Origin of the sequence: Catenulispora sp. GAS73 (genome assembly GCF_041262085.1) — a bacterium.
GTDB lineage: Bacteria > Actinomycetota > Actinomycetes > Streptomycetales > Catenulisporaceae > Catenulispora.
Window position 1 is genome coordinate 80615 of record NZ_JBGCCM010000022.1, and the last position, 24342, is coordinate 104956.

Annotated in this window: 21 protein-coding genes; 7 read left to right on the top strand and 14 right to left on the bottom strand. The window is 70.5% G+C overall.

The genetic code is table 11. The annotated features are described in order from the left end of the window. The first annotated feature begins 5 nt into the window (after positions 1 to 5). The 3 genes from ABH935_RS30245 to ABH935_RS30255 all read left to right on the top strand — a co-directional run bounded on the left by ABH935_RS30245 (position 6) and on the right by ABH935_RS30255 (position 2506). Complete coding sequence (locus tag ABH935_RS30245; RefSeq protein WP_370381343.1) at positions 6 to 1364, top strand: acetyl/propionyl/methylcrotonyl-CoA carboxylase subunit alpha; 1359 nt, start codon at positions 6 to 8, stop codon at positions 1362 to 1364. A gap of 204 nt (positions 1365 to 1568) precedes the next feature. Beyond that, positions 1569 to 2201 carry a nuclear transport factor 2 family protein gene (locus ABH935_RS30250; protein ID WP_370381344.1) on the top strand — a complete coding sequence of 211 codons (633 nt, stop codon included), beginning with the start codon at positions 1569 to 1571 and terminating at the stop codon, positions 2199 to 2201. A gap of 104 nt (positions 2202 to 2305) precedes the next feature. Further along, positions 2306 to 2506, top strand: a complete 201-nt coding sequence (locus tag ABH935_RS30255; RefSeq protein ID WP_370381345.1) for a hypothetical protein — start codon at positions 2306 to 2308, stop codon at positions 2504 to 2506. A gap of 6 nt (positions 2507 to 2512) precedes the next feature. Here ABH935_RS30255 and ABH935_RS30260 read toward each other — a convergent pair whose 3' ends face one another. Continuing rightward, positions 2513 to 3592, bottom strand: a complete 1080-nt coding sequence (locus ABH935_RS30260) for an alpha/beta hydrolase (RefSeq protein WP_370381346.1) — start codon at positions 3590 to 3592, stop codon at positions 2513 to 2515. 67 nt (positions 3593 to 3659) lie between these two features. Beyond that, positions 3660 to 4268: a TetR/AcrR family transcriptional regulator gene (locus tag ABH935_RS30265; protein ID WP_370381347.1), complete on the bottom strand. Its 609-nt coding sequence runs from the start codon at positions 4266 to 4268 to the stop codon at positions 3660 to 3662. 77 nt (positions 4269 to 4345) lie between these two features. On the opposite strand from ABH935_RS30265, the gene ABH935_RS30270 reads away from it, so the two are divergent. Then, the gene (locus ABH935_RS30270) at positions 4346 to 5221 is read left to right on the top strand and encodes an oxidoreductase (RefSeq protein WP_370381348.1); all 876 of its coding nucleotides are present in this window, start codon (positions 4346 to 4348) and stop codon (positions 5219 to 5221) included. A gap of 57 nt (positions 5222 to 5278) precedes the next feature. On the opposite strand, the gene ABH935_RS30275 is transcribed toward ABH935_RS30270, so the two are convergent. After that, positions 5279 to 7162, bottom strand: coding sequence for an arabinofuranosidase catalytic domain-containing protein (locus ABH935_RS30275; RefSeq protein ID WP_370381349.1), 1884 nt, complete (start codon positions 7160 to 7162; stop codon positions 5279 to 5281). A gap of 315 nt (positions 7163 to 7477) precedes the next feature. Between ABH935_RS30275 and ABH935_RS30280 the strand changes: the two genes are divergently transcribed. Together ABH935_RS30280 and ABH935_RS30285 are read left to right on the top strand one after the other, a co-directional pair. Beyond that, complete coding sequence (locus ABH935_RS30280) at positions 7478 to 9175, top strand: beta-1,3-glucanase family protein (RefSeq protein ID WP_370381350.1); 1698 nt, start codon at positions 7478 to 7480, stop codon at positions 9173 to 9175. Positions 9176 to 9229: 54 nt separating this feature from the next. After that, positions 9230 to 11074, top strand: a complete 1845-nt coding sequence (locus tag ABH935_RS30285) for a glycoside hydrolase family 76 protein (RefSeq protein WP_370381351.1) — start codon at positions 9230 to 9232, stop codon at positions 11072 to 11074. Between the two features lie 24 nt (positions 11075 to 11098). On the opposite strand, the gene ABH935_RS30290 is transcribed toward ABH935_RS30285, so the two are convergent. From ABH935_RS30290 to ABH935_RS30305, 4 genes are all read right to left on the bottom strand, one after another. Next, the gene (locus ABH935_RS30290; protein ID WP_370381352.1) at positions 11099 to 11830 is read right to left on the bottom strand and encodes a uracil-DNA glycosylase; all 732 of its coding nucleotides are present in this window, start codon (positions 11828 to 11830) and stop codon (positions 11099 to 11101) included. A gap of 493 nt (positions 11831 to 12323) precedes the next feature. Further along, entirely contained in the window at positions 12324 to 13190 is an 867-nt protein-coding gene (locus ABH935_RS30295) for an SDR family oxidoreductase (protein WP_370381353.1), read from the bottom strand. Between the two features lie 37 nt (positions 13191 to 13227). Then, on the bottom strand, positions 13228 to 13989 hold the full coding sequence (locus tag ABH935_RS30300; RefSeq protein ID WP_370381354.1) for a PIG-L deacetylase family protein: 762 nt from the start codon (positions 13987 to 13989) through the stop codon (positions 13228 to 13230). Between the two features lie 86 nt (positions 13990 to 14075). After that, a complete protein-coding gene (locus ABH935_RS30305) occupies positions 14076 to 14915 on the bottom strand; it encodes an enoyl-CoA hydratase/isomerase family protein (RefSeq protein ID WP_370381355.1) in 840 nt (279 codons plus the stop codon). Between the two features lie 84 nt (positions 14916 to 14999). On the opposite strand from ABH935_RS30305, the gene ABH935_RS30310 reads away from it, so the two are divergent. After that, positions 15000 to 15944, top strand: coding sequence for a YhjD/YihY/BrkB family envelope integrity protein (locus ABH935_RS30310; RefSeq protein ID WP_370381356.1), 945 nt, complete (start codon positions 15000 to 15002; stop codon positions 15942 to 15944). Here ABH935_RS30310 and ABH935_RS30315 read toward each other — a convergent pair. The 7 genes from ABH935_RS30315 to ABH935_RS30345 form a co-directional block, all read right to left on the bottom strand. Continuing rightward, positions 15913 to 18270: a pyruvate dehydrogenase gene (locus tag ABH935_RS30315; protein ID WP_370381357.1), complete on the bottom strand. Its 2358-nt coding sequence runs from the start codon at positions 18268 to 18270 to the stop codon at positions 15913 to 15915. The genes ABH935_RS30310 and ABH935_RS30315 overlap by 32 nt on opposite strands. 58 nt (positions 18271 to 18328) lie before the next feature. Next, positions 18329 to 19147: a rhomboid-like protein gene (locus ABH935_RS30320; RefSeq protein ID WP_370381358.1), complete on the bottom strand. Its 819-nt coding sequence runs from the start codon at positions 19145 to 19147 to the stop codon at positions 18329 to 18331. A 249-nt stretch (positions 19148 to 19396) separates the two neighbouring features. Next, positions 19397 to 20452: a chaplin gene (locus ABH935_RS30325; RefSeq protein WP_370381359.1), complete on the bottom strand. Its 1056-nt coding sequence runs from the start codon at positions 20450 to 20452 to the stop codon at positions 19397 to 19399. A gap of 237 nt (positions 20453 to 20689) precedes the next feature. Further along, on the bottom strand, positions 20690 to 20875 hold the full coding sequence (locus ABH935_RS30330) for a chaplin (RefSeq protein WP_370381431.1): 186 nt from the start codon (positions 20873 to 20875) through the stop codon (positions 20690 to 20692). A gap of 229 nt (positions 20876 to 21104) precedes the next feature. Next, positions 21105 to 21521 (bottom strand): acyl-CoA thioesterase, encoded by a 417-nt coding sequence (locus ABH935_RS30335; protein WP_370381360.1) that lies wholly within the window; start codon positions 21519 to 21521, stop codon positions 21105 to 21107. A gap of 115 nt (positions 21522 to 21636) precedes the next feature. Then, positions 21637 to 22443: an ArsR/SmtB family transcription factor gene (locus tag ABH935_RS30340; protein WP_370381361.1), complete on the bottom strand. Its 807-nt coding sequence runs from the start codon at positions 22441 to 22443 to the stop codon at positions 21637 to 21639. Between the two features lie 190 nt (positions 22444 to 22633). Then, positions 22634 to 24319, bottom strand: coding sequence for a peptide-N4-asparagine amidase (locus ABH935_RS30345; RefSeq protein ID WP_370381362.1), 1686 nt, complete (start codon positions 24317 to 24319; stop codon positions 22634 to 22636). Positions 24320 to 24342 lie beyond the last annotated feature (23 nt).

The window sequence follows — 24342 nt, forward strand, 5'->3', positions numbered from 1 at the left end:
GCGGCATGTTCGGGACCGTGCTGATCGCCAACCGCGGAGAGATCGCCCTGCGGGTCGCCCGCACCTGCCGGGAGTTGGGCATCCGGACCGTGGCCGTGCACTCCACCGCGGACCGGGAGTCCGCGGTGGTGCGCTTCGCCGACGAGTCCGTGCACATCGGGCCGCCGTCGGCGAAGGCCAGCTACCTGCACATGCCCTCGGTCATGGAGGCGGCGCTGCGCACCGGCGCCGACGCGATCCACCCCGGGTACGGCTTCCTGTCGGAGGACCCTGATTTCGCAGAGGTCTGCGAGGCCCACGGCATCACGTTCATCGGCCCGCCGCCGCACGTCATCGAGAAGCTCGGCGACAAGGCCCTGGCCCGCGCCCTGATGGCGGAGGCCGGACTGCCGGTGCTGCCGGGCTCGGTGGGCGCCGTGACCGGCCTGGCCGAGGCGCGCAAGGTCGCCGACGAGATCGGATACCCGCTGATCCTCAAGGCGGTGGCCGGCGGCGGCGGGCGCGGCATCGCCGTGGTGCGGGCCGGCGACCAGCTGACGCAGGCCTTCCGGCAGACCAGCGCGCACGCCCGCGCCGTCTTCGGCGACGACCGGCTGTACGTGGAGCGCTTCGTCGAGGACGCGCGCCACATCGAGGTGCAGGTGCTGTGCGACCGGCACGGCGCCGCGGTGCATCTCGGCGAGCGGGACTGCTCGGTGCAGCGCCGGTATCAGAAGCTGATCGAGGAGGCGCCGGCGCCGAACCTGCCCGACACGCTGCGCCGGCAGATGTGCGACGCGGCCGTACGCGGTGCGCTGGCGGTGGGGTACGTCGGGGCGGCCACGTTCGAGTTCGTACTCGCGCCGGACGGCTCGTTCCACCTCATGGAGGTCAACTGCCGCCTGCAGGTGGAGCACCCGGTCACGGAGATGACCACGGGGATCGATCTGGTGCGGGAGCAGCTGCTCATCGCGGCCGGACTGCCGCTGGGCTTCCGGCAGGAGGACGTCACGCCGAGGGGCTGGGCCATCGAGAGCCGGGTCAACGCCGAGGACCCGGACCAGGACTTCGCGCCGGCGCCGGGACTGCTGACGGAGTTCGTGCCGCCGGGCGGGCCGTTCGTCCGCGTGGACTCGCATGCCTATCCGGGGTGGCTGGTGGGGCCGGACTACGACTCGCTGCTGGCCAAGACGGTCGTCTGGGCACCCGACCGGGACCAAGCCCTCGCCAGGATGGACCGCGCGCTCGGGGAGTTCCGCGTGGAGGGGCGGGGGCTGCGGACGACGATCGGGTTCCTGCGCGAGCTCCTCGCGCACCCGGCGCATCGGGCCGGGCGGCATACGACGGGGTTCGTCGCGGGGATGGCGGCGGAGCGGGCGAAGTAGGTCCACCGCACTTCGCCGAGCGTCGCAGGATCCTGCCGCGCGCCGCTGTACTCCCCCGCGAGAGAATCAGCTTCCTCCCACGTCAGCACTGAAGTTCAAACGTTCGCTTGACAGGGTCGCGCGATCGGCGCCATGCTTCTAACTGTTCAAACGAACGCTTGATTTAATACCAGTGACGCCCCGCACCGACCTCAGGAGAAGACCATGAACTCGCTCGCCCGCAAGACGATCGTCACCGCCGCCGCCGTCGCCAGCCTGACCGGCGTCGCCATAGCCGCCGCGCCGGCGCAGGCCGCGAGCCCGGCCGGCGTCACGCAGTCGCACGCGGCCCTGAGCCGCGGCCAGCTCGCCGCGCTGCCGCTCACCAACCGGCACCTGACCGCGCACGAGATCGCCAACCTGGCCGTCGTGCTGGGCGCCTACCACGACGCCGAGGGCAAGAGCCTGAACGTGAAGGCGTTCATCGACAGCTTCACCAAGGACGGCGTCTTCAACGACAAGGTCGCCGGCCAGAGCTACCAGGGCCAGGCCCTCGGCGACGTCCTGACCCGCATGGCCGGCATCTTCCCCGACGTGCACCGCGACCTGAAGAGCATCACGGTCGAGGGCGACACGGTCACCCTCGAACTGTCGATCCAGGGCACCTTCGAGGGCCCGGCGCAGACCCCGGCCGGCATCCTCAAGCCGAACGGCGCGCGGATCGACGCCCCGACCGCCGACTTCTGGTACCTGCACGACGGAAAGATCACGAAGTTCGACTGCTTCGTCGGCTACACCGACATGTACGCGCAGATGGGCGTGAACCTCGACTGGGCTGGCGCGGTCGCCAAGGGGTGAGCCGGCCCCGTACCCCCCGAACGGCGTACCACCCGACGGCAGACCGCCACCCCACACGGCATGTTGGCATCAGCCCGACACCCGGCAGGACAGGAGCTGGCCCGATGGACGTCCAGTACAGGCACCCCAGCCGAGCCAGCCGCCGCGAGTACGAAGCACGCCAGGCCCGGCAGCTGCGCAACCGCAAGGTCGGCGCAGCGGTCGGCGGCGTGTCGGTGGCCGTGACGGCCGCGTTGGCGATCCTGCGGGCGGCCGGGGTGGGCGGTCCGTCGTCGGGGCCCGGTCGGACAGCCGGCCGGAGCTGACAGGGCCTAGCCGGCGACCCGCGCCTCCAGCGCCGCGACCGCCCCGGCGACGGCCCCGGGGCTGTTGACCGACGTCAGGTGCTGGGCTCCGGGAATGACGGTCGGGGCCGGGGCGCCGATCCGCGCCGCGGTGGTCTGCGGCGAGCTCGGGTCGTAGGAGGAGTCGGCGCCGCCGAACACGACCGACTTCGGGATCGGCAGCGTGGCGAGTTCGGCGAGGCGGGCCGGCGGGAGACCGGCGACACCGAGATTGACCATGCTCCACAACGCTTCCTCGGCGCCCGGCACCTCCAGGGGACGCCGCCACTGGTCCAGCCCCGCGGCGTCCAGCTTGGGGCAGCCCGAGCCGCACGTGGCGCCGTAGATGGCGCGGACGACGGTGTCGGAACGGATCGCCAGCCGCATCAGGGTCGTGCGATACGGGTTGAGGAACAGGTGTGTGAGCGGCGTCTTCTGCCCCGCGCCGGTCGCCAGGCCGTCGCCGTCGAGGAACATGACGCCGCTGACGTCGCCGGGCTTGTCCAGCGTCGCGAGCGCCGCCACGGCCGCGCCGCTGGAGTGGCCGACGAGCAGCGGCTTGTCCAGGTGCAGGGCCTCGATGAACGCGTCGAGCTGGCGCGCCTGGTGCCCGACGTCGAACGGCGCGACGCGCTGCGTGTAGCCCCAGCCGTCGATGTCGAGCGCGTAGACCCGGTGCCCCTGCGCGGCGAGGAGCGGCGCGAGGTACTGCCAGGTGTCGGCGGACTCGACGAAGCCGTGGACGAGGACGATCGGCGTGCCGCCGGCGCCCCATTCGCGGTAGCGGGTCGAGACGTCGCCGGCCTGGACGTAGGTCAGGCCGGCCGGTACGGAGGCGCGGCCGTTGGTGGCGGCGTTGTACGCGGTGGACAGGAAGGTGCTGGCGACGAACAGCACGGCGACGGTCTTCGCCGCCCGCCGAAGCCAGCGTCTGCGACGGTTGCGGTAGGGGATCAGCTGGACCGGCGGGGGCGGCTCGGTCGGCTCGCTCGGCTCGGTCGGCTCGATCGACGACGCCGAGTCTTCGGGCGGGTCCTCGTCGAGGAGATCCGTCGCAGTCACGTCCACGTGGTTGACGATAGTCGGCGGCGCGCGTGTAGGTCGTCCGCGGGTGCGGCCGCCCACCTGACCCTCGCTAGCGGACGAGCGCGCCCGCCACCTCCAGAGCAGCGGTCATCCTCTCAGCCTCCGTACCGCCGAGCTGCGCACCTCGCGCGTTCGCCATGAACAAGGCGGTGAGCGCCAGCCGTCCCTTGAGACGGCCGTCAACCGTGTCGGCGGGACTGAGCAGACCGCCGACCTCGTCCATGCGCCGGGCGAACTCGGCGGCCGCGGACAGGTCGCGCATCGCCGCCTCGTTGGCCTGCGCGAAGCGGCTGAACGTCCCCCAGGGCCCGGCCATCAGGTCGTGCAGCCGGTGCAGCAGCTCCTGGCGGGTGGCGCGGGTCTTCGGCTGCTGCTTCGCCCAGGTGAGAACGTCGTCGACGGAGACGGCGAGGTCGTCGTGGATGCTGGAGAGAATGTCCTCTTTGCTGCGGTAGTGGTAGTACAGCGCCGGCCTCGTGATCCCGAGGAGGTCGGCGATCTGCTGCATGGTGGCCCGCTCGTAGCCGTGGTCGGCGAAGACCCGCAGGGCCGCGTCGTGGATGCGGGCTCGGGTGTCGGTGCGGCGGCCGTCGATCGGGTCGGCGGTTCCGGCTGTCGTTCCCGTTCCGGTCCCGGGTGCTGAAGGTTGCCTGGCCATACCGACTAGCTTACGCTGGCGTCAGCTAAATAGATGACAGTCGCGTAAGTCAGTTTCGGAAAGCGAGTCAACCAGCCATGCCGCACCGCACCTTCCTCATCACCGGCGCGAGCAGCGGCCTCGGCCGCGCCACCGCACGTCACGCCCTGGACGCCGGGCACATCGTGATCGGCACCGTCCGCACCGAGCAGGCGCGGAAGGAGTTCGAAAAGCTCGCGCCCGGCCGCGCCCACGCACGGATCCTGGACCTTTCCAGCACTGATGACGCCGCCGCCGTCATCACGGAGGCCCAGGCCTCCGTCGGCCCGGTGGACGTGCTGATCGCCGCCGCCGGCTACGGCCACGAAGGCACCGTCGAGGAGTCCACGCTGCCCGAGTGGCGCCGCCAGTTCGACGTCAATGTCTTCGGCACAGTCGCCGTGATCCAGGCCGTCCTGCCCACGATGCGTGAGCGCCGCTCGGGCCACATCATCACGATCACGTCGGTCGGCGCCCTCATCCCCTCCCCCACCCTCGCCGCCTATGCCAGCAGCAAATCCGCCCTGGAGAGCATCACCCGCGCCCTGGCCGCCGAAGTGGCGCACCTCGGCATCCACGTCACCGCCGTCGAACCAGGCGCCTTCCGCACCGACTGGTCCGGCCGCTCCCTGCACCGAACCACCCGCACGATCCCCGACTACGACCAGCTCGTCGACCCGATCAGCACAGCCCGCGCCGACTTCAACGGCCACCAGCCAGGCGACCCCACCCGCGCCGCCACAGCACTGCTGCGCCTGACCGAGCTCCCCGAGCCACCCAGCCATCTGGTGCTCGGCTCCGACGCCTACCGCGCGGTCACCGAGAACCTCGCCGCTTTCGCCGCCGACGTCGAACGGTGGCGCGAGCTGAGCGTGACGACCGACTTCGTCGCTCGGCCGGAGAACACCGACGGCGTGCCGTCAGCTCTCGCCTGACAGCACGCCGCACGTGCCGAGCCGGCCGCAAGCGGCCAGCCCGCTCTGCTCTAACTCCTACTCAAGCGAGAACTTCTGCGCCGCGGACTGGTTGCAGGTGTAGATCTGCAGCTGCGTCCCGCTCGCCGTGTTGTCCCCCGGGTCGTCGAGGCACAGGCCCGACTGCGGGTTGAACAGCGAGCCGTCGGACTGCTGCTGCCAGACCTGGCCGCCGACGCCGTTGCAGTCGTACAGCTCGACCTTCGTGCCGACCGCGGTGCCGTTGCCGTCGATGTCCAGGCAGCGGCCCAGGGTCTCCAGCGAGCCGTTCGCGTTGTGGTGCCAGTGCTGGTCGGCGGCGTAGGGCTGGCAGTCCCACAGCTGGACGTGCGTGAGGTTGCCGCCGTTGTCGTCGCCGGCGACGTCCACGCACTGGCTGCCGGGGCCGTTGACGGTGCCGCCGCCGTTGACCGAGAACTGCTGCGCGGGGGTGTTGTTGCAGGTGTAGATCTGCAGCTGGGTGCCGTTGGAGGTGTTGGCGCTCGGGTCGTCGAGGCAGAGCCCTGATTGCGGGTTCAGCAGCGAGCCGTTGCCCTGCTGGATCCACTTCTGGCCGCCGACGCCGTTGCAGTCCCACAGCTCCACCTTGGTGCCGACCGCGGTGCCGTCGCCGTCGATGTCCAGGCAGCGCCCCAGGGTCTCCAGCGAGCCGTCGGAGTTGTGCGTCCAGTGCTGGTCGATGGCGTTCGGCTGGCAGCTCCAGAGGTTGACCTGGGTGAGGTCGCGGCCGTCGTCGTCGCCGAGCACGTCCACGCACTGGCCGCCGGGCAGGGTGATGGTGCCGCCGGAGGACTGCGGATGGCCGCCGCTGTTGCCGCTGTAGTTCTGCGCGACGATGTTGGCCTGGACGGCGGCGTCAGCGGCGTCGCTGGGCACGCCGGCGGTCATCACGCCCTCGAAGAACGTGCCCATGTCGCTGTTGCTGTTGTCCCCGCCGGTGCCGAGGACGATCGCGCCTTCCAGCGACATCGGCGTGTAGCCGTTCGGTGGCAGTGAGCCGTTGTACCAGGTACTCAGCCCGCCGGATTGCGAGTTCCCGCCTTCGACCTCGAACGTCGACTGGTTGTTGCTCTTCACCATCCCGGTGACGAACTCGCTGTTGTTGCCGGTGTTCCCGAGGTTGCTGCCCGCACCGGTGTAGAGCCCGTTCTCCAGGTCGCCCTGAACCCACGGACCGCTGCCGGCGCATGGGCTCTGCCCGCACGCGGTGCCTATGTAGACCGACTCCATGTGGCCGTTGCCGGTGTCCTGGTTGTTGGTCTCGGCGTTGCCGTAGTCGAAGCAGCAGCCGTTGTTGACGTGCGTGCCGCTGGCGACCATGTACGCACCCTGAGGCTGACCGCCGACGGGTACCGCCCTGGTGTTGTCGTCCCGGTAGCCGACGCCGGGCCCGACATACAGACCGTAGGCCTTGGAGCCGTTGACGACGATGTGCGCGGCGTTGGCGTTCGCCGCGACGTCCGGATTCGGGGCCGCACCGCCGCCGCCCTCGATCGTGAGGTCGTTGTGCTGCGGCGACTGGTCGTAGACCTTGTTGATGGTGCAGGCGGTCTGCACGCAGAAGACGTCCTGCGAATCAGCGTTCGCATAACCGCCGGCCGAGATCACGCCGACGTCCGTGGTCGCACCGTCGGAGGCGCGTCGGACCTGGTAGAGCGGCCCGTTGTAGGACGTGTAAAGCGCCCGGACCGTGCTATGTGCGGCCACGCACGGGGTTCCCGCGGAGGCGTAGATGTCGCAGGGTTCTTGCGAACCCGCGGCCCGGGCGGCGCCGGGGCCGGTGGTGAGGACGCCGAGGATGAGGACCACGACCGCGCCGATCGACATCGCGAGGCGGTGCCAGAGGCGCGCGTGCGGCACGGCGCCCCGGTCGGCGGGGCGGGCAGGTGGGGATGAACGCATGGGCGATGCTCCCTGGGGACGGGGATACACGTAGCCTTACAACCACACGGCCGGTCGACGGCACGCGTGGCTGGACACCCCGAGGGTGTGGGTAAGCGTCCGAACGGCACGGTACGGCGGGGGTTGCTTTCCGTCAATAAGTGCTCTGTTTTGCAGATCGATGTTCGATCTTTACGAATCCATGGGGTCCCAGGACATTGACGGCAGACTGCCGGGTTTCCATACTCTGAGGCGACCCGCTTGTCGTAAACGTTTCCGGCCCCCACCCCATGCACCTCCCCACAATCGGTGCAGACCGCTCCCGAGGAGCGCCCCATGATGAATCGCAGAAAACTGCTGTCCTCCGCCGTCGCGCTCGGCGGCACCGCGCTCGGTCTGGGCACCGGCGCACTGGCCTTCCGGGCCTCGGCGACCACCCCCACCCTGCAGATCGCCCTGCAGAACACCACGACCTCGAACCAGGTCTACGCCTACGTCACCGGCCAGGCGATCGACAACAACAACGCCCTGATGCTGCTGGAGTCCGACGGGCACACGGTCTACTACCCGTCCTCGCCGGGCTCCCCCGGCAGCCCCCTGGGCGCCAACTGCGCGATCGCGCTCGGCGCGCCGGGCAGCACCACCACGATCACCATCCCGCACATCGCCGGCGGCCGGATCTGGTTCTCCGTCGGCGCCCCGCTGACCTTCCTGCTCAACCCGGGCCCGGGCCTGGTCGAGCCGTCGGTGAGCAACCAGTCGGACCCGAACATCAATATCAAGTGGGACTTCTGCGAGTTCACCTACAACTCCTCGCAGATGTTCGCCAACATCAGCTACGTCGACTTCGTCTCGCTGCCGATCTCGCTGGCCCTGACGAACGCCTCCGGCGCGACGCAGACCGTCAGCGGCCTGCCGACCAACGGCCTGGACACCGTCTGCTCGAACCTGATCGCCCAGCACGCCTCGGACGGCGCCGGCTGGGACCAGTTGGTCGTCAAGTCCGGCGGCGCCAACCTGCGCGCGCTGAGCCCGAACAACGGCATCGTGATCAACAGCGCGCTGTTCTCCGGGTACTACCAGCCCTACGTCGACCAGGTCTGGTCGCAGTACTCGAACCAGACGCTGACCGTTGACACCCAGGCCTCCTGGGGCAGCGTGACCGGCCAGGTCTCCGGCGGGCAGCTGACCTTCCCCGGCCTGGGAAGCTTCGGCCAGCCCTCGGCCGCCGACATCTTCAGCTGCAGCACCGGCCCGTTCGCCAACACCGCCGGCGCGATGGGCCCGCTGACCGCCCGGATCAGCGCCGCGTTCAATCGCAGCACCCTGCTGACCGACGCCAACCAACCCGACGGCGAGAACCCGGCGAACTACTACAAGAACGCGATAACCAACCACTACTCGCGGATCGCGCACGCGGCCAGCCTGGACGGCCGCGGCTACGGCTTCCCGTACGACGACGTCGCCCCGAACGGCGGCGCCGACCAGTCCGGCGCCGTGTCCGACGGCAACCCGACGTTGCTGACCGTCGCGGTCGGCGGCGGCACCGCGACCGGCCCCGGCGGCGGGCCGAGCCCGAGCCAGTCCTCCAGCTCCTCCAGCGGCGGGGGCGGCGGCAGCGTCAGCGCGTACTCGACGATCCAGGCCGTGAGCTACAGCTCGCACAACGGCACGCAGAACGAGGCCACGTCGGACTCCGGCGGCGGCCAGGACGTCGGCTGGATCGCCAACGGCGACTGGCTCGCGTACTCGAACGTCGACTTCGGCAGCGCCGGCGCGACGCAGTTCAAGGCGCGGGTCGCCTCCGGTGCCGCGTCCGGTGTCAGTGGCCTGGTTCAGGTCGCGCTGGACAGCCCGACGGCCGCGCCGATCGGCAGCTTCGCCCTCGGTAACACCGGTGGCTGGCAGTCATGGGAGACGGTGCCTGCCAACATCAGCAAGGTCACCGGCGTGCACACCGTCTACCTGACGTTCTCCAGCGGCCAGCCGGCCGACTTCGTGAACGTGCACTGGTTCACTTTCGCGCAGTCCTGATTCACCGCTCGCGCTCGGCCCCGTTCCAGTCCGGCTTTCCAGGAGGTGCTCGTCATGCGCAGGATCCTGATTCTCCTCACTGCCCTGGTCACGGCGATGGCACCGCTGTTGCTCGGAGCGCCGACACGGGCCGGCGCGGCGACCACCGTGTGCGCGCTGTACTGCGACACCCGCGATCCGTCGCTGGCCCAGCAGGAGACGTTCCCGACGCCGAACGTGTACGTGAACGGCCGCGTGGTCGAGCTGCACGTGGACGACGTCGACGGGATGGCCTGGGCCAGCATCGACAACGGGCAGCTGAACGACTCGGTCTGGATCGACCGGTCCTGGGACGCCGGCAGCAGCTGGGACGGCCTGCTGGGCAAGGCCTGGATCCCGAGCACGTGGACCGGTACTCGAACCCTGATGTACAACATGTCCGACCCGTCGAACCACCGGCGCGCGGTCGTGCGCGCCTGCGGTGACGCGAACGGCGTGGTGTGCACCAACTGGGTTCACCTGCAGGTGTGCGCGGCGCGGTGTGACGGCATCAGCTCGGGGAGTTCGACCGGGAACACCTCGCCGGTGCCGGACACCACGCTGTCCGGCCGCGACATCTCGCTGCACGTCGACTCCGGGGGCATGGCCTGGGCGTCGATCTCGGGCGGCGCGGCCGGGGACGAGGTCTGGATGGACCGGTCTTGGGACGGCGGAGCGAGCTGGCCGGACGGGTCGAGTAAGGGCCGGGTGAGCACGCCCGCCGGTGCGACCGGGACTCAGACTGTTGAGATCAACATCGACGACCCGCTCGGCAAGCTCTACGGCGGCGCGGTGCGGGCCTGCGGGCGTGCGGTGACCGGCCAGAACGGGAGCTGTACGTCGTGGGCGCGCGCCGACGCCGTGCCGACGCGCGCCGCCGCCGACGCGCTGATGTGGTCCTACGATCCGTACGACGCGTGGTGGCCGTCGAGCTGGTGGAACTCGGCGGTGGCACTGACCTCGGTGATCGACTACACGCGGGCTTCGGGGGACACGTCGTATCAGTGGATCGTCGATCGGACGTTCCAGGTCAACAAGGTGGCGTTCCCGGCGGGGGCGCGGAGTTCGGACGCCATCCAGGGCGATTTCATCAGCCAGGCCACGGACGACACGGAGTGGTGGGCGTCGGCGTGGATCGACGCCTATGACCTCACGGGGAACCAGACGTATCTCAACGAGGCCGTCACCATCATGAACTATGTCAGTACCCTGTGGGATACGAGCAGCTGCGGGGGCGGCGTCTGGTGGAACACACAGAAGACGTATAAGAACTCTGTGACGAACGCGCTGTATGTGGACCTGACCGCCGCGCTGCACAACCGGATTCCGGGCGACACGGCGTGGCTGGCGCAGGCGACGACGGCATGGAACTGGTTCCGGTCCAGCGGGCTGATCAACGGTTCGGGGCTGGTGAACGACGGGCTGACGAGTTCGTGTGCGAACAACGGGCAGACGGTCTGGACGTACAACCAGGGGCTGGCCATCGGGGCGGCGCAGGAGATGTACCGGGCCACCGGGGACGGCGGCGACCTGAGCGAGGCGCGGTACCTGGCGGACTCGGCGGTGAACTCGCCGACGCTGGTGTCGAACGGGCTGCTCACGGAGTCGTGCGATGCGTTGAACGCGACCTGTGATGACAATCAGAAGCAGTTCAAGGGGATCTTCATGCGGTTCCTGGGGCAGCTGAACAGCGACAGCTCGGTCGGGGGCGCTTACAGCTCGTTCATTCAGGCTCAGACAGGTTCGCTGTGGGCTTCGGACCGCAACTCGCTCAATCAGATCGGGGAGCGGTGGTCGGGGCAGGGGTCGAGTTCGAACCCGAACGTCAGCGACTGGCGGACGCAGGCCAGCGGACTGGAGGCTTTGGACGCGGCGCCTTGATCGCATCGCGTCCCGGTGACCCGGTCACAAACCCGCCTCCGAGGCCGCGGCCCCGATCACGTCACGCAGCATCTGCGGGGTGAGGCGTCCGGTGAAGGTGTTCTGCTGGCTGACGTGGTAGCAGCCGTGGATCGCCAGGCCGGCGCCGCCGTCGGCCGCGCCGAGCTCGACGCGGGTGCCGTGCCCGAAGGCGGGGCGGGGCTTCGGGACGTGCCAGCAGCCGGCGGCGGCGATCGCCGGAAACAACGCCTGCCACCCGAACGCACCGAGCACCACCATCGCCCGCACACTCGGCCGCATGAGCTCCAGCTCGCGCACCAACCACGGCCGACACGTATCGCGCTCGCCGGGCGTCGGCTTGTTGTCCGGCGGCGCACAGTGCACCGGGGCGGTGAAGCGTACGCCGCGCAGCTCCAGCCCATCGTCGGCGGCGACCGAGGTCGGCTGGTTCGCGAGGCCGAGAGCGTGGAGCGCCTCAACGAGGATGTCCCCGGACCGATCACCGGTGAACATGCGACCAGTCCGATTACCGCCATGCGCCGCCGGCGCGAGCCCGACGATGAGCAGACGAGCGTCGGCGGGCCCGAAACCAGGAATGGGACGCGCCCAGTACGTCTCGTCGGCGAAGGACTTGCGCTTGACACGCCCGACCTCCTCCCGCCACGCGACCAGCCGCGGACACGCCCGACAGTCACACAGCTCGCGGTCGAGGACGCCCAGATTCGGCGCGGCCGCTGCCTGCTCGCTCGGTTGCACATGCGCAACTTACCGGCCGAGGAGGCCGGGCGCGCGGCGAGGCAGACGGCGAGGCCGGCCAAGCAGGTACCGAGCTGGCGCAACGGAAAGCTCGGCCAGGCTGATCGCACTCGGCACAGCGGACCAGCAGGCGGCGAGGCTGGCACGGTGTGCAGCGAAGCCAGCCAAGCATGCGGCATGCAGGAGCGGCGGTGCCGGAAACTTGGCGGGGCCAACCGGCGCAGTGAACCGGCAAGCAGCGAGGCAGCCAGGCGGCGAGGCCGGCGCGACGTAGGGCGAGCTCGCGGTGCGCACAGCCAGCACGGCGTGCGGCGCTAGCTAGTCCCGGATCGTCGCGGGCGGGAAGCTTGGCCAAGCCAACCGGCGCAGTGAACCGACAAGCAGCGAGGCAGCCAGCCAGCGTGGTGTGCGTCGCCAGCTAGTCCCGGATCGTCGCGGGCGGGAGTTTGCTGCGGCGTGTCGTGCGGTCGGCCGAAGTGTGCGCCGCGGCCCGCTACCCACGCGGCGGCAGCTGCTCGCGGATCGGGGTGTGCGGCGGCATCACGAAGTCGCGGCGGAGGTGGTTGGCGCCGTCGATGACCAGGGTGTGCCCGGTGAGGAAGGCGGCGAAGGGGGAGCACAGGTAGGTCGCCGCCCAGCCGAGTTCGTGGCGGCGGCCGGTGCGGAGGGCTGGTTGGCGGGTGGCGTCGGTGTCGGGCGAGGGGCGGAGGGCCTTGAGGTCTTCGCGCATGTCGTCGTGTGGGAACAGGCCTGGGGCCAGGGCGTTCACGCGGATGCCGTCGGGGGCCCATTCGACGGCCAGTGACTTGGTCAGGTTGCCGACGGCTGCTTTGGCCGCGGCGGCGTGGGACATGCCGGGGCCGCCGGTGAAGGCTTGGGTTGCCAGGATGTTGAGGATGGCGCCGGGGCTTTGGCGGGATGTGCAGCGGCGGTGGAGTTCCTGCGAGCATAGGAAGGTGCCGTCCAGGACGATGGCGGTCACGGCTCGCCAGCCGTTCGGCGACAGGTCGGCGGCGGCGATCGGGAAGTTGGCGGCGGCGTTGTTGACCAGCACCGTCACCGGCCCGAGCGCCTCCTCGACGGTATCGAACGCGGCGCGGATCGCCTCGGGGTCGCGGACGTCGCAGGGCACGCCGACCGCCTCGCCGCCCGCCGACCGCACCTCCGCGACGCCCCGCTCCCGGTGCCCGGCGTCGCGGCTGGCTATCCCGACCGCGGCGCCGCAGCGGGCGAACTCCGCCGCCATCGCCCGGCCCAGGCCCGTGCCGCCGCCGGTGATGAACACCGTGACGCCGGCGAACGCGCCCGGCGGGAGCATCGCGGTGCCGGGCGGGGGCGGTTCGGGGAGGCCGGGGTACATGGGGAGCTCCTTAAGTAGACAGAGGCAAACACAACACTCAGTCGCGGCGCGGTTCGACGTACCATTCACGGCGGCCGAGCAACGCGGCGAACAGAGGCGTCGGCATGCGGACCAGCATGCGGTGGAACAGCCCGCCCCGGCCCTTCCCCAGCTGCGTCCGGTGCTCAGCGAGCGCCGCCTGCTTCGCCCCGGCGTAGCGCCGCACGTCGTACCGGTGCGTGATCGCCGCACGCGGGCTGCCGAACCAGCTGGCGTCCGAGAAGTCGTAGCGTCGCAGGACCCTCACAGCCTGCAACGCCTTCCCCAACCGCACCGCCGGCTCGCGCGGCACGGTCGCCTCCAGCACGCGCACGCCGGTCAGCTCGGCGGCACGCGCCCCGACCTCGTGCACCCGCACGTGATCGCGATGGCCGTAGCCGCCGGCGGCGTCATAGCTGAGGAGTAGATCGGCGTGCTCCTCCTCGATGACGGCGGCCAACCGCCTCGCCGCCTCGTCGACCGGCGCGCGCATGAACCGCGGCCGGTCCGGAGGGTCCGGGTAGAGAATCGCGCCGTGGCCGCTGTCGGCGTAGCCGAGGTGGTGCACGCGCGCCACCCCGAGCACCCGCGCGCTGGCCCGCAGCTCGTCGAGCCGCACCAGCGCGCCGGGCTCGGTGGCGTCGCCCATCGCGCCGTCGCAGGCCACGACGATGACCGTGCGATGCCCCTCGGCGGCGAGGCGCGCCAACGTTCCACCGGTGAGCAGCGCCTCGTCGTCGGGGTGTGCGTGGAAGGCCACGACAGTCTTAGGAGTGGACATGCCGGGAGGACGCCGACCACAACCACAGCGGTTGCGAAGCGATCCACCCTGACACCGACCCACGGCGACGTGCCTGGCCGAACCCCTCATTTCCCCTCGAACTCCGCCGCCCGCCGAGCCGCCTTAGCCGCGTACCCCACCGGCGCGTCCTGCGACACGAACGTCGTCGCCGCCAGCAGCGCCGCCTGCCCCATCGCCTCGGCGAGCCCGCGATCCGCGAACGCGTCCACCGACCGCTTGATGGCCTGCACCGCCAGCGGCGCGTTCGCCGCGATCTCGCCCGCCAGCGCGTAAGCCGCCGGCAGCAGCTCCTCGGGCGCGAGCACGTCCTGCACCACGCCGATCCGGGCCGCCGTCGCCGCGTCGACGCGCCGTCCGGTCAGCGCCAGCAGCTTTGCCCAGCCGCTGCCGGCGTCGCGGGCCAGCCGCATCTCGCCGCCGGCGTCGACCGCCACGCCGATCGTGGCCTCGGGCAGCGCGAACACCGCGTCGGCGGCGGCCAGACGGATGTCGCACATCAGCGCCAGTTCGAAGCCGAAGCCGAGGCAGTAGCCGTGCACCGCCGCCACGATCGGCTGCGGCAGCGTCGCGAACGCCCGGAACTGCTCGTGCACCCAGCGCAGGCCCTCAGCGAAGTTCCGGGCACGTTCGGCGTCCGAGCGGCCGGTGATGCGGTCCTCGGGCAGCCCGAGGTCCACACCGGCGCAGAAAGCCCGGCCGGAGCCGCGAACCACCAGAACCCTGATGCGGTCGTCGAACCGGATCCGGGACGCCAAACGCGCCAACTGCCGCGACGCCTCCCAGCTCCAGGCGTTCAACTTCTCCGGGCGGTCCAGGACAAGGGTGGCGACCCCATCAGGCGAGTCGCCGACCTCCAACCGCAGCTGCCACTCCTGCTCCGGCAAAGCCGGCTCGGTCCGGAACATCGGCGCTCCTATCTGACGGTACGTCAGATTACCCAACGGCGTGTCGCACCTGGAAGGGCCACCGCATACAGTTTCCTGACCTGCGTGCCCGCACAACTCCTCAAAGAAGGCCCGCGTCGGAAGATCCGCGACGCCCAAAGCGCGCTGCGCAAAGCCCCCCACACCGGCCGAGCCCTCGCCGCCTACTCCCGCTACTACCGCATCGACATGCGCGACGCGGCCAGCGCCGTCGTCTACTACAGCACCCTGTCGCTCCTGCCGGTCCTCGTCCTCGGCTACCTCGGCCTGGCCTGGCTGGCCCAGCGCCACCCCCACCGATACAGGAACGCCGACCAGAACCTCGCCAAGACCATCGGCATCCCGGTCCAGGACGTCAGCTCCCTGTTCAACGCCCAGGCCCACGCCCTGCTCACCGCCACCACCTCGATCATCGGCACGATGGGCGTCCTGTACGGAGCCTGGGCCTGGATGAACACCCTCGCCCGGGCCCAACGCACCATCTGGGGCGCCGAGGACGACCCGGTCCCGTGGCGCCGCGGCGTCCGCGACACCGTCGCCGCCCTGGCCGCGATCCCCTTGATGTTCCTGGGCTTCGCCGTCTCCGGTATGAGCTGGGGCCGTCTGCGCGTGCGCTGGCACCACTCCGGCGCGAGCTGGCAGACACTGACGACACTCGTCGCCTCCCTCGTGCTACTCGCTCTGGGCACGGCGCTGTTCACCGTCATCAGCCACCAGCTGTGCCGACGCCTCGGCGGCGCCCCGCCCACCAAAGACCTGTGGCTCAGCGCCGCCGCGACCGGCCTGTGCACCGCCGTCCTGTCCGCCGCCGCGCAGGAGATCGTCCGCCACACCGCGTCCAACCCCTACGGCATCGTCATCGACTTCGTCGGCCTGATGGTGTGGGTCAGCATCGTGATCCGCATCCACCTGTCACTGACACTGTGGGCCGCCGAGGAAGATCCCTCGACGGCCCACGGGAACCAGCAGATTCAGCTGATCACAGCGCGAGCGCAGCCAGCGCCGCGTTGACGATCGCGCCGGGCACCAGGTCGTGCTGCGCGTACAGGTCCGCGACGGTCCCGGACTGGCCGAAGGTGTCCACGCCCAGCGGCACCGCCGGCACCCCGACCGCCGAGCCGAGCCAGGCCATCGCGTGCGAGGCGGCGTCGTGCACGGTGACGATCGGCGCGCGCCCCGGGAACAGCTCCTTGAGCACCGACGGCCGGCGCGGGCCGGTGGCACTGCGGTAGTCCTGCTGCAGCGCGCGCCGCCAGCCGGTGTACAGCCGGTCCAGGCTGGTCACGTCGACGACGTGCGCCGCGACGCCCTCGGAGGCCAGCTCGGCGGCGGCCTCCAGCACCTCCGGCAGGACCGCGCCGGAGGCCGCCAGGTGCACCACAGGCGCGCCGGCGGACTCCAGCTCGGCGGCGATGTGCAGGCGGTAGCCGCCGGCCAGCACCTGCTCGCGCAGCCGCTCCTCCCCCACCCGGGCCAGCGCGGCCTCGAACGGGGCCTGGTCGATCGGGCGGGTGGTGAGCCGCAGGTAGGCCGAGGAGCCGGCCTCGCCGCGGCCCATCCGGGCCAGCGCGTCGCACAGCACCCAGTCCAGCGTGCGGGTGTAGGCGGGCTCTGAGAACACCACGTTCGGCAGCTCCAGGCCGATCGAGGCGGTGATCGTGGACTGGTGCGCGCCGCCTTCGGGGGCCAGGGTGACGCCGGAGGGCGTGCCGGCGATCAGGAAGCGCGCGCCGGAGTAGGTCCCGTAGATGAAGGCGTCCAGGCCGCGGCAGACGAAGGGGTCGTACACCGTCCCGATCGGCAGCAGCGGCTGGTCCGACAGGTCCCAGGCCAGGCCGAGCTGGCCCAGCAGCAGGAACAGGTTCATCTCGGAGATGCCCAGCTCGATGTGCTGCCCGGACGGGGACTCGGTCCAGCGCACCGGGGAGTCGGCGGCGGTGTAGTTCTGCACCTCGGCGGGGGCGAAGACGCCGAACTTGTTGATGAACCCGGCCAGGTTCGTCGAGGTCGCCACGTCCGGCGCCGTGGTCACCAGATGCCGCGCCACCTCCGGGGTGCGGGCCAGGCCGGACACCAGACGGCCGAAGGCCTCCTGGGTGGAGGTCGGCTTGGCCGGGGAGCGCGTCTCGACCTGGGTCGGGACCGGGATCGCCGGGTGCGCGGTGGGCAGCGGGCGCTTCAGCCGCTCGGCGCGGGCCGCGGCCAGACGGCCGGCGGCGGTGTCCGGGGGCAGGCGGTCCCACTCGGTGGCCTCGGTCAGGCCCTGGGCCGCGCGCAGGACCGCGATCTGCTCGGTGCTCAGCAGCGCGGAGTGGTTGCGGGGGTTGCCGGCGATCGGCAGGCCCCAACCCTTCACCGTGTAGGCGAAGACCACGCTCGGCCGGTCGGTGACCGCGTCGCATTCGGCGTAGGCGTCGAGCATCGCGGTCAGGTCGTGGCCGCCGAGGTCGGTGAGCAGGGCGCCGAGGTCGTCGTCGGGGACCACCGCGATCAGCGGGGCGACCTCGGGCGGGGCGCCTTCCAGGAACGCCGAGCGCAGGCGCGCGCCGTCCAGGCCGAACAGCGACTGGTAGCGCTCATTCGGCATGGCGTCGATCCACGCCTTCAGCGCGCCGCCGCCGGGCCGGTCGAAGACCGCCTGCAACCGGCGGCCGTACTTGACCTCGACGACGTGCCAGCCCGCGGCCTCGAACTGCAGGCGCAGCTGGCCCTCGCGGATGCCGGGGACCACGCGGTCCAGGGACTGCCGGTTGAAGTCGACGATCCACATGACCTCGCCCAGGCCCGCGCAGGCCGGGTCGGCGATGGCCTCCCAGACGTTGCCCTCGTCCAGTTCGGCGTCGCCGAGCAGGGCCACGAAGCGGGAGCGGGGCCGGGCGCCGAAGTGCGCGTCGACGTAGCGGCGCGCGGCGGCGGCGAACAGCGGCGCGGCCGGGCCCAGGCCCACCGAGCCGGTGGAGAAGTCGACGCGGTCGGGGTCCTTGGTGCGGCTCGGGTAGGACTGCAGGCCGCCGAAGGCGCGCAGCTTGGTGAGGTAGGAGGCGTCCAGTTCGCCGAGCAGGTACTGGATGGCGTGGAAGACCGGGGAGGCGTGCGGCTTGACCGAGACCTTGTCGTCCGGGCCCAAGTAGCGGAAGTAGAGCGCGGTCATCGCGGTGACCAGGGAGGCCGAGGAGGCCTGGTGGCCGCCGACCTTGACCCCGTCGCCGGTGGCGCGGTCGTGGTTGGCGGCGTCGACGATCCGGGTGGCCAGCCACAGGACGCGCTGCTGGATCTCGTTCAGCGCGGCCAGGTCGGCGGGAGTCGTCGGGTCGGTCAGGGGAACGGCTGCGGGCATGGCGCATCCCTCGCGGTTCGGGGGCGGACGTCGTTGTCACACGCCCGGCTTCACGGGGTCACCGCGCCAGGCTCGTGGGCTCATTATCGGACGTCGGCTCCGCTGCGGGAAACTCCGAGGTCGGCCGGGGGATCTTGATCCACGGATCGTGCCTTCGCTCCCGGGCCCGGTCGGTCCTGGTCAGCGGGTACAGCGCCAGCCCGATGCCGAAGGCGACCAGGTGCCCGAGCGGGGTGTAGTCGACGGTGGCGTCGAAGTCCTTCAGCGAGGCCTGGTAGAGCAGGTAGGCCAGCATGAGAGACCACGCCGAGAGCCGGAACGGCCAACGCAGCCGGTAGGCCAGCAGCGCGGCGCAGGCGTAGGCGCCGTAGCTGATGCCGACATCGATGGTGCGGGAGTAGACCCGGTCCTGCTCCGGGGTGAGGACGACCGTCTCCTCGATCCACAACGCGATCAGGATCGTGGCGCCGATGTGGCCGGCCAGGAACGCCAGCAGAGTGCGCCAGGTGCCGATCCAGCGCTCCAGCGGCGCCAGGTAGATGAAGGCGGTCAGGGCCAGGAACAGCAGCTCACTGACGTCGGTCCACATGGCCGAGCCGAACAGCACGGTCAGCGGCTCCTGCTTGAGGTGGGCCAGCGTGGTGGAGTGCGTGAGCAGGACGGCGTTGCGCAGCCGCGGGGACAGCCCGATCAGCATCCAGGCGTGCACCGCGACCAGCAGCGAGAGCACGGTGGTGAACGGCGCCAGCTTCGCCCAGGCCTTCAGCCAGTTCCAAACGCTGCGCACGTGGTGGCTGGCCCAGGTGTTGGTGCGCAGGAGATACACGACCAGCAGCACCGCCGGAATGGCGGCGAGTTCGATCCAGCCGGTCCTCATCGCTTCGCTTCTCCCTGTCACCCGGTCAGTGCTCGCGCTTGGTACTTGTATTCCCAAGACACAGCAGCACTGTGCAGCTTCCCGCTGAGAAGGCGATGAAAAGCGCGGGAACGCGGCGAGGACGGGGCCCGGATCCCTGAGGACCCGAGCCCCGCACGCGCTACTTACCTCTTTATACCTGCCGATATCCAGCGACGCTTGTCGGCGGATGTCGGCAGGTATCGACCGGAACCCCGGTGTGACCGGAACCTAGCGCGAGCGGGCCGGCTTGAACTTGCGGTACATGAGCGTGCCGCCGCCCATCAGCGCCGCGCCGATCGGCGCCAGCATCAGGGCGTCCGCGCCGGTGTGCGCGAGCATGCCGGTGGCCGGGGCCGCCGGGACCGCGCCGCCGGCCTCGGCGCCGGTGGTGTGCGGGGCGACCCAACCGCCGGGGGTGCTGGTGGTCGGCGGCGGGGTGGTCGTGGTGGGGGGCGTGGACGGCGTGTTGTTCGCGCACGCGTTGCCGTCGGCGTCGTTGCCGACGCCGACCACGTTCACCGAGTCGCCGCAGGCGTTGACCGGCACGGAGATCGGCAGCTGGACCGTGTTCCCGGACAGGATGCCGGGCGAGCCGACCGAGCTGCCGGTGGCGGTCGCGCCGCCGGTGGAGCCGGAGCCGCCGCTGTTGTGGCAGTGATTGCCCTTGGCACCGTTGCCGACACCGACCACGTTGACGGTGTCGCCGCAGAGGTTGACCGGGACGTCGACGGGGACCTGGACGGTGTTGCCCGAGAGGATCCCGGGCGAGCCCACCGAGCTGCCGGTCGCCGTGGCCCCGCCGCTGCCGCCGGTCGTCGCGCCGCCGCCGTTGTGGCAGTGGTTGTCCTTGGCACCGTTGCCGACGCCGACCACGTTCACCGAGTCGCCGCAGACGTTGACCGGGATGTGCACCGGCGCCTGGATGGTGTTCCCGGACAGGATCCCGGGCGAGCCGACCGAACTGCCGGCGGCCGTGGCGCCGCCGCTGCCGCCGGCCGTCGCGCCGCCCGCGGTGGCGCCGCCGTCGTTCGAGCAGTGGTTGCCGGCCGCCGGGTTGAGCAGGCCGATCACGTTCGCCGTCACGCCGCAGACGTTGATCGGGATGTCCACCGGGATCTGGATGGTGTTGCCCGAGAGGATGCCCGGGGAGCCGGCGGTGGTGGTGCCGGAGTCGCCGGAGCCGGCGCTCGACGCCTCCGCGTGCGCGAACCCGGCGCCGCCGGTGGCGAGCAGCCCGCCGGTGGTGAGCCCGAAAACGATCCGCCGCTTCACTTGCGATTGCATGAAAGCCCCTGCCTTGTTCCGTCTGTCGTTACTTCAGACGAGCCGATAGACCTATCCGGCTAACGAGGCGGATTGCGGGAGGTTTTTCGGACTAAACCCGGAATCGTTCGTACGAGTGAATACCGGCACCCCGGGGGCAACCCCGCGCGGAGCTGGTCGTCGGCGCACAAAAAGGGGCGGCCCCGAGAACCCGCCAGGGATCCTCGGAGCCGCCCACCGCGCGCGCCGCGCTGAGTGTCAGCCGTTGACGCAGGTGTTGCCGAAAGCCGGGTTCAGGAGACCGATGACGCTCACGGTGAGGCCGCAGGCGTTCACGGGCACCTCCACCGGAACCTGGATGTTGTTGCCCGAGGCGATGCCCGGGGAGTCCTGGGCGGAGCCGTGGGCGGTGGCGTCGGCGCTGGCCATGCCGGCCCCGGCCATCACCAGACCGCCGGTGGCGGCGACAAGCGCGGCGATCTTCTTGGTCTTCAGCACTGGTACTTCCTCCTGTGTAGCGGCGGCACCGATCACGTGCCGCTCGTCCGGAGAAACGACCACCTGTCACCGGGCGAAACGCCCAGCGACCGCCGATCAACCGATCTGGTGAAGGTCCGACTTGTGAGTGGTTGGACGACAAACCGGACGGCGAACCGGGCGAAGCCCGGACCCCTCAGATCCCCAACAGAGCCGGATCGCTCGCCACCGCCGCCAGCCGCTCAGCCGGGTTCGGCACGAGCTTGCGCGCCTGCAGGTCCAGGATCCCGCCGACCACCACGATGTCGGCGCAGACCGTGCCGTCCTTCTTCAGGACCTGCTGCTTGAACTGGAAGACCTTGCCCTCGGCCCAGGCGAGCTCGCAGGTGACGTCCACCTCCTCGCCGCCGCGCAGTTCGCGCAGGAACCTGACGTTCATCTCGACCACGACCGGGCCGATGCCGCCGGCGATCAGGTCGTTCTGCTGGATGCCGGCCGCGCGGAGCAGTTCCCAGCGCGCGTGCTCGGAGTACTGGAGGTAGACGGCCTGGTTGAGGTGGCCCTGGGTGTCGAGTTCGTAGCCTCGGACGGTGACGGGGACCGAGAAGACCATGGTCGTCTCCTTGTTGGGGCGTGAGCAGCGTGCGGTGGCGCTGGGCGGATGTGCGGCGGACAGGTATCAGGGGCGATCGTAGTGATCGCCCCTGACATGTTACCCGCTGGTAGCTTCAGTTCTCCTCCGACAGCGGCTCGCCGGTCTCCAGCAGCGACTTCAGGCTCGCCACCACGGCCGGCCAGCCGTGGCTGACCATCTCGGCGAACTTCGAGCCCGGCTCGAAGCCGTCGTGCACGACGGTCAGCTTCACGACCTGGCCGGCCTCCTCGTCGATGGTGAACGTGACCTTCGAGCGGGCCTCGCCGGAGAGCTTGGCCAGCGTCTCGTCGTCCCAGTCGAAGCGCTTGGCCAGCTCCGGGGTGACGGAGTGCCAGGTGTAGGAGAGCTTGCTGTAGGGGTCCGCCTCCAGCACGACCTGCTCCGGGTCGGCGATCACCACGCCGTGGTTGTCCCAGGTCATCGGCGAGCCGACCTGCCAGTCGGTGGTGAACTCCGTGGACCAGTAGCGCTGGGTGAAGGCGGGCTCGGTCAGGGCCTGCCAGAGCTTCTGCGGAGTGGTGCGGATGTAGGTGGTGTAGACGAAAGTCGGGGCGTCCATCGGGGTCTCCTCCAGGGCGAGTTTCAGGTCCGCCAGGGCTTGGACCCTGGCCTGGTCGAAGCGGCTGATCCAGCGGTGGGCGATCTCGTGCACGGGCGCGGCGTTGAGGTAGTGCAACTTCTCGCGGCCCCGCCACACGGTGGTCACCAGCCCGGCCTCCTCCAGCACCGTGAGGTGCTTGCTGACGGACTGCCTGGCCATCTCCAGGCCGGCGCAGAGCTCACGCAGCGTCTGCCCGTTGCGGGCGTTGAGCGTGTCGAGCAGCGCACGCCGACTCGGGTCGGCCAGCGCCTTGAACACGTCGTCGAGCGCGTCGTCCATGCCCGCCCACACCTCCGGTCCGCCGAGCTTCGATATGCAGCCTTTCGGCTGCCTTTAATTTAGGCAGCCAGATGGCTGCATGTCAAGACGAAAGGACGGATACAGATCGTGGGGCCGAGGCCAGGCCTTAGCCCGCCCTCGACCCCACGATCTGATCTCGTTTCGAGAGCCTGAGCTCCCGGTTACTCGCCTACTTGCCGAAGCACCCCGTCTGGAAGTCCTGCGTCACATAGCCGTGGTCGGCGGCGATGTAGTGCCCGTAGCACCCGGACCGGTCTGCGCCGACGTACAGCTCGGAGTCCGAGCCGTCCGCCGCGGTCACGACCCCGTTCACACGCTGCAAACCGCCCTTGGCCTGCACATGGTCGTCGACCGCTGAGATCGGCTTCCACGCGTCGCCGTGGTCGGTCTCCGTGCTGGTCAGCTGGCGCGTGACGCTGACCTGCCCGTCGACGGTGTACGAGTCCGAGTTCGCACCCGGGACGTAGGTACTGGTCATGTCGATCGGGTACGACCAGCTGTCGTTCCGCACCTGCCGGTTCCCCAGCCCCGGTCCGCGACCGGTGGTGGTCTGGGTCCAGCCGGAGTCCCGCTGCTTCACGGTCTGCACCGACCCGGCCTGCGCGACGTCGTCGGAGTTCGAGTACGCGCTGTGCCGCACCACGCTCGTGGTGATCCGGCCGTGCGAGGTGTCGACGTAGCCGGCGACCGTCCAGTCCCGCGTCACCGCCGCGGTGATCAGGTCGCTGCCGTCGGACTGCGTCGCGACCGTGTAGTTCACGTCCGGAGACGGCGTGATCGTGTCCTGCGTGACCGCGCCGGAGGTCTGCGTCGAGCCGGCGTCCACGTTCACGAACAGGCTGCCGTCCATCAGCCACGTGTCGCTGATGTCCGAGGGCGGCACCAGGGTCACGGTGTGCGGCTTGCCGTCGGCCAGGACCCCGGCGAACGGTGTCAGGTCCAGGTCGTACGGCTGGGTCCGGAACGCGTCGATGCTCGGGATCGGCCGCCACATCAGCGGGCTGACACCCCCGGTGTAGATCACCGGGAACGGCTGCGCGGTCCCGGCCGCCTTGCCGTCGACCAGGACCTGCACCTCGCGGTACGTCCCACCGCCGCACAGCCCCTCGCTGGAATGCGACGCGGCGTAGAAGTCCGGCACGTTCGAGTACCAGAACTCCTCACAGCCGCCGCCGCGCGCGTACAGCTGCAGATCGGCGCTCTCGGTGTTCCGCGGCAGCGTCACCGTGGCGCTCGCGGTCTGGCCCTTGGTCAGGCTGTACCAGCCGGCCGCCGACGTGCTCTGCGAGATCGGCACCACGACATCGCTGTGCGCGGCCTGCGGGTTGTGCTTGTCGGCCTGGTAGTACGTCACGGTCATCGTCATGTGATAGGTCGCGGTGTATGTGCTGTTCACGATGTTCCCCAGGTCAACCACCACCGGCTGCGGCGTCCGCAGCAGCGGGATGAACGCCGAGATGTCCTGGTCCACATGCCAGCTGATGCCCGCCGGATCCGGCTCGGGCGTGCTGGTCCGGAACACCTCCGAGCCGCCGATCCACACCCCCGCCAGCCGGTCGTACTGCCGCCCGGCGGCGTTGCCGGACCAGTCCAGCACCACCTTCGACCACGGCCCGGGACAGTTCGCCGGCGGCGTCAGGGTGCCGACGAAGGGCTGGCCGTAGCTGTTGGCGAAGTCGTGCTGCATCGCCGTGACCGTACAGCTCGGGGTGTCCGGCCGCGCGATCGGCGGCAGCGCCGTCACCGGGTTCTGATAGTTGATCTCCAGCGTCGGCGCGGCGGCCGCGGCGGTGCCCGCGAGCGTGCCGGCGACGAACATGGCCGCGGCTGCGGCCAGAACCAGGGGTCTCCACATGGCTGACACCCTGGCGCGACGCG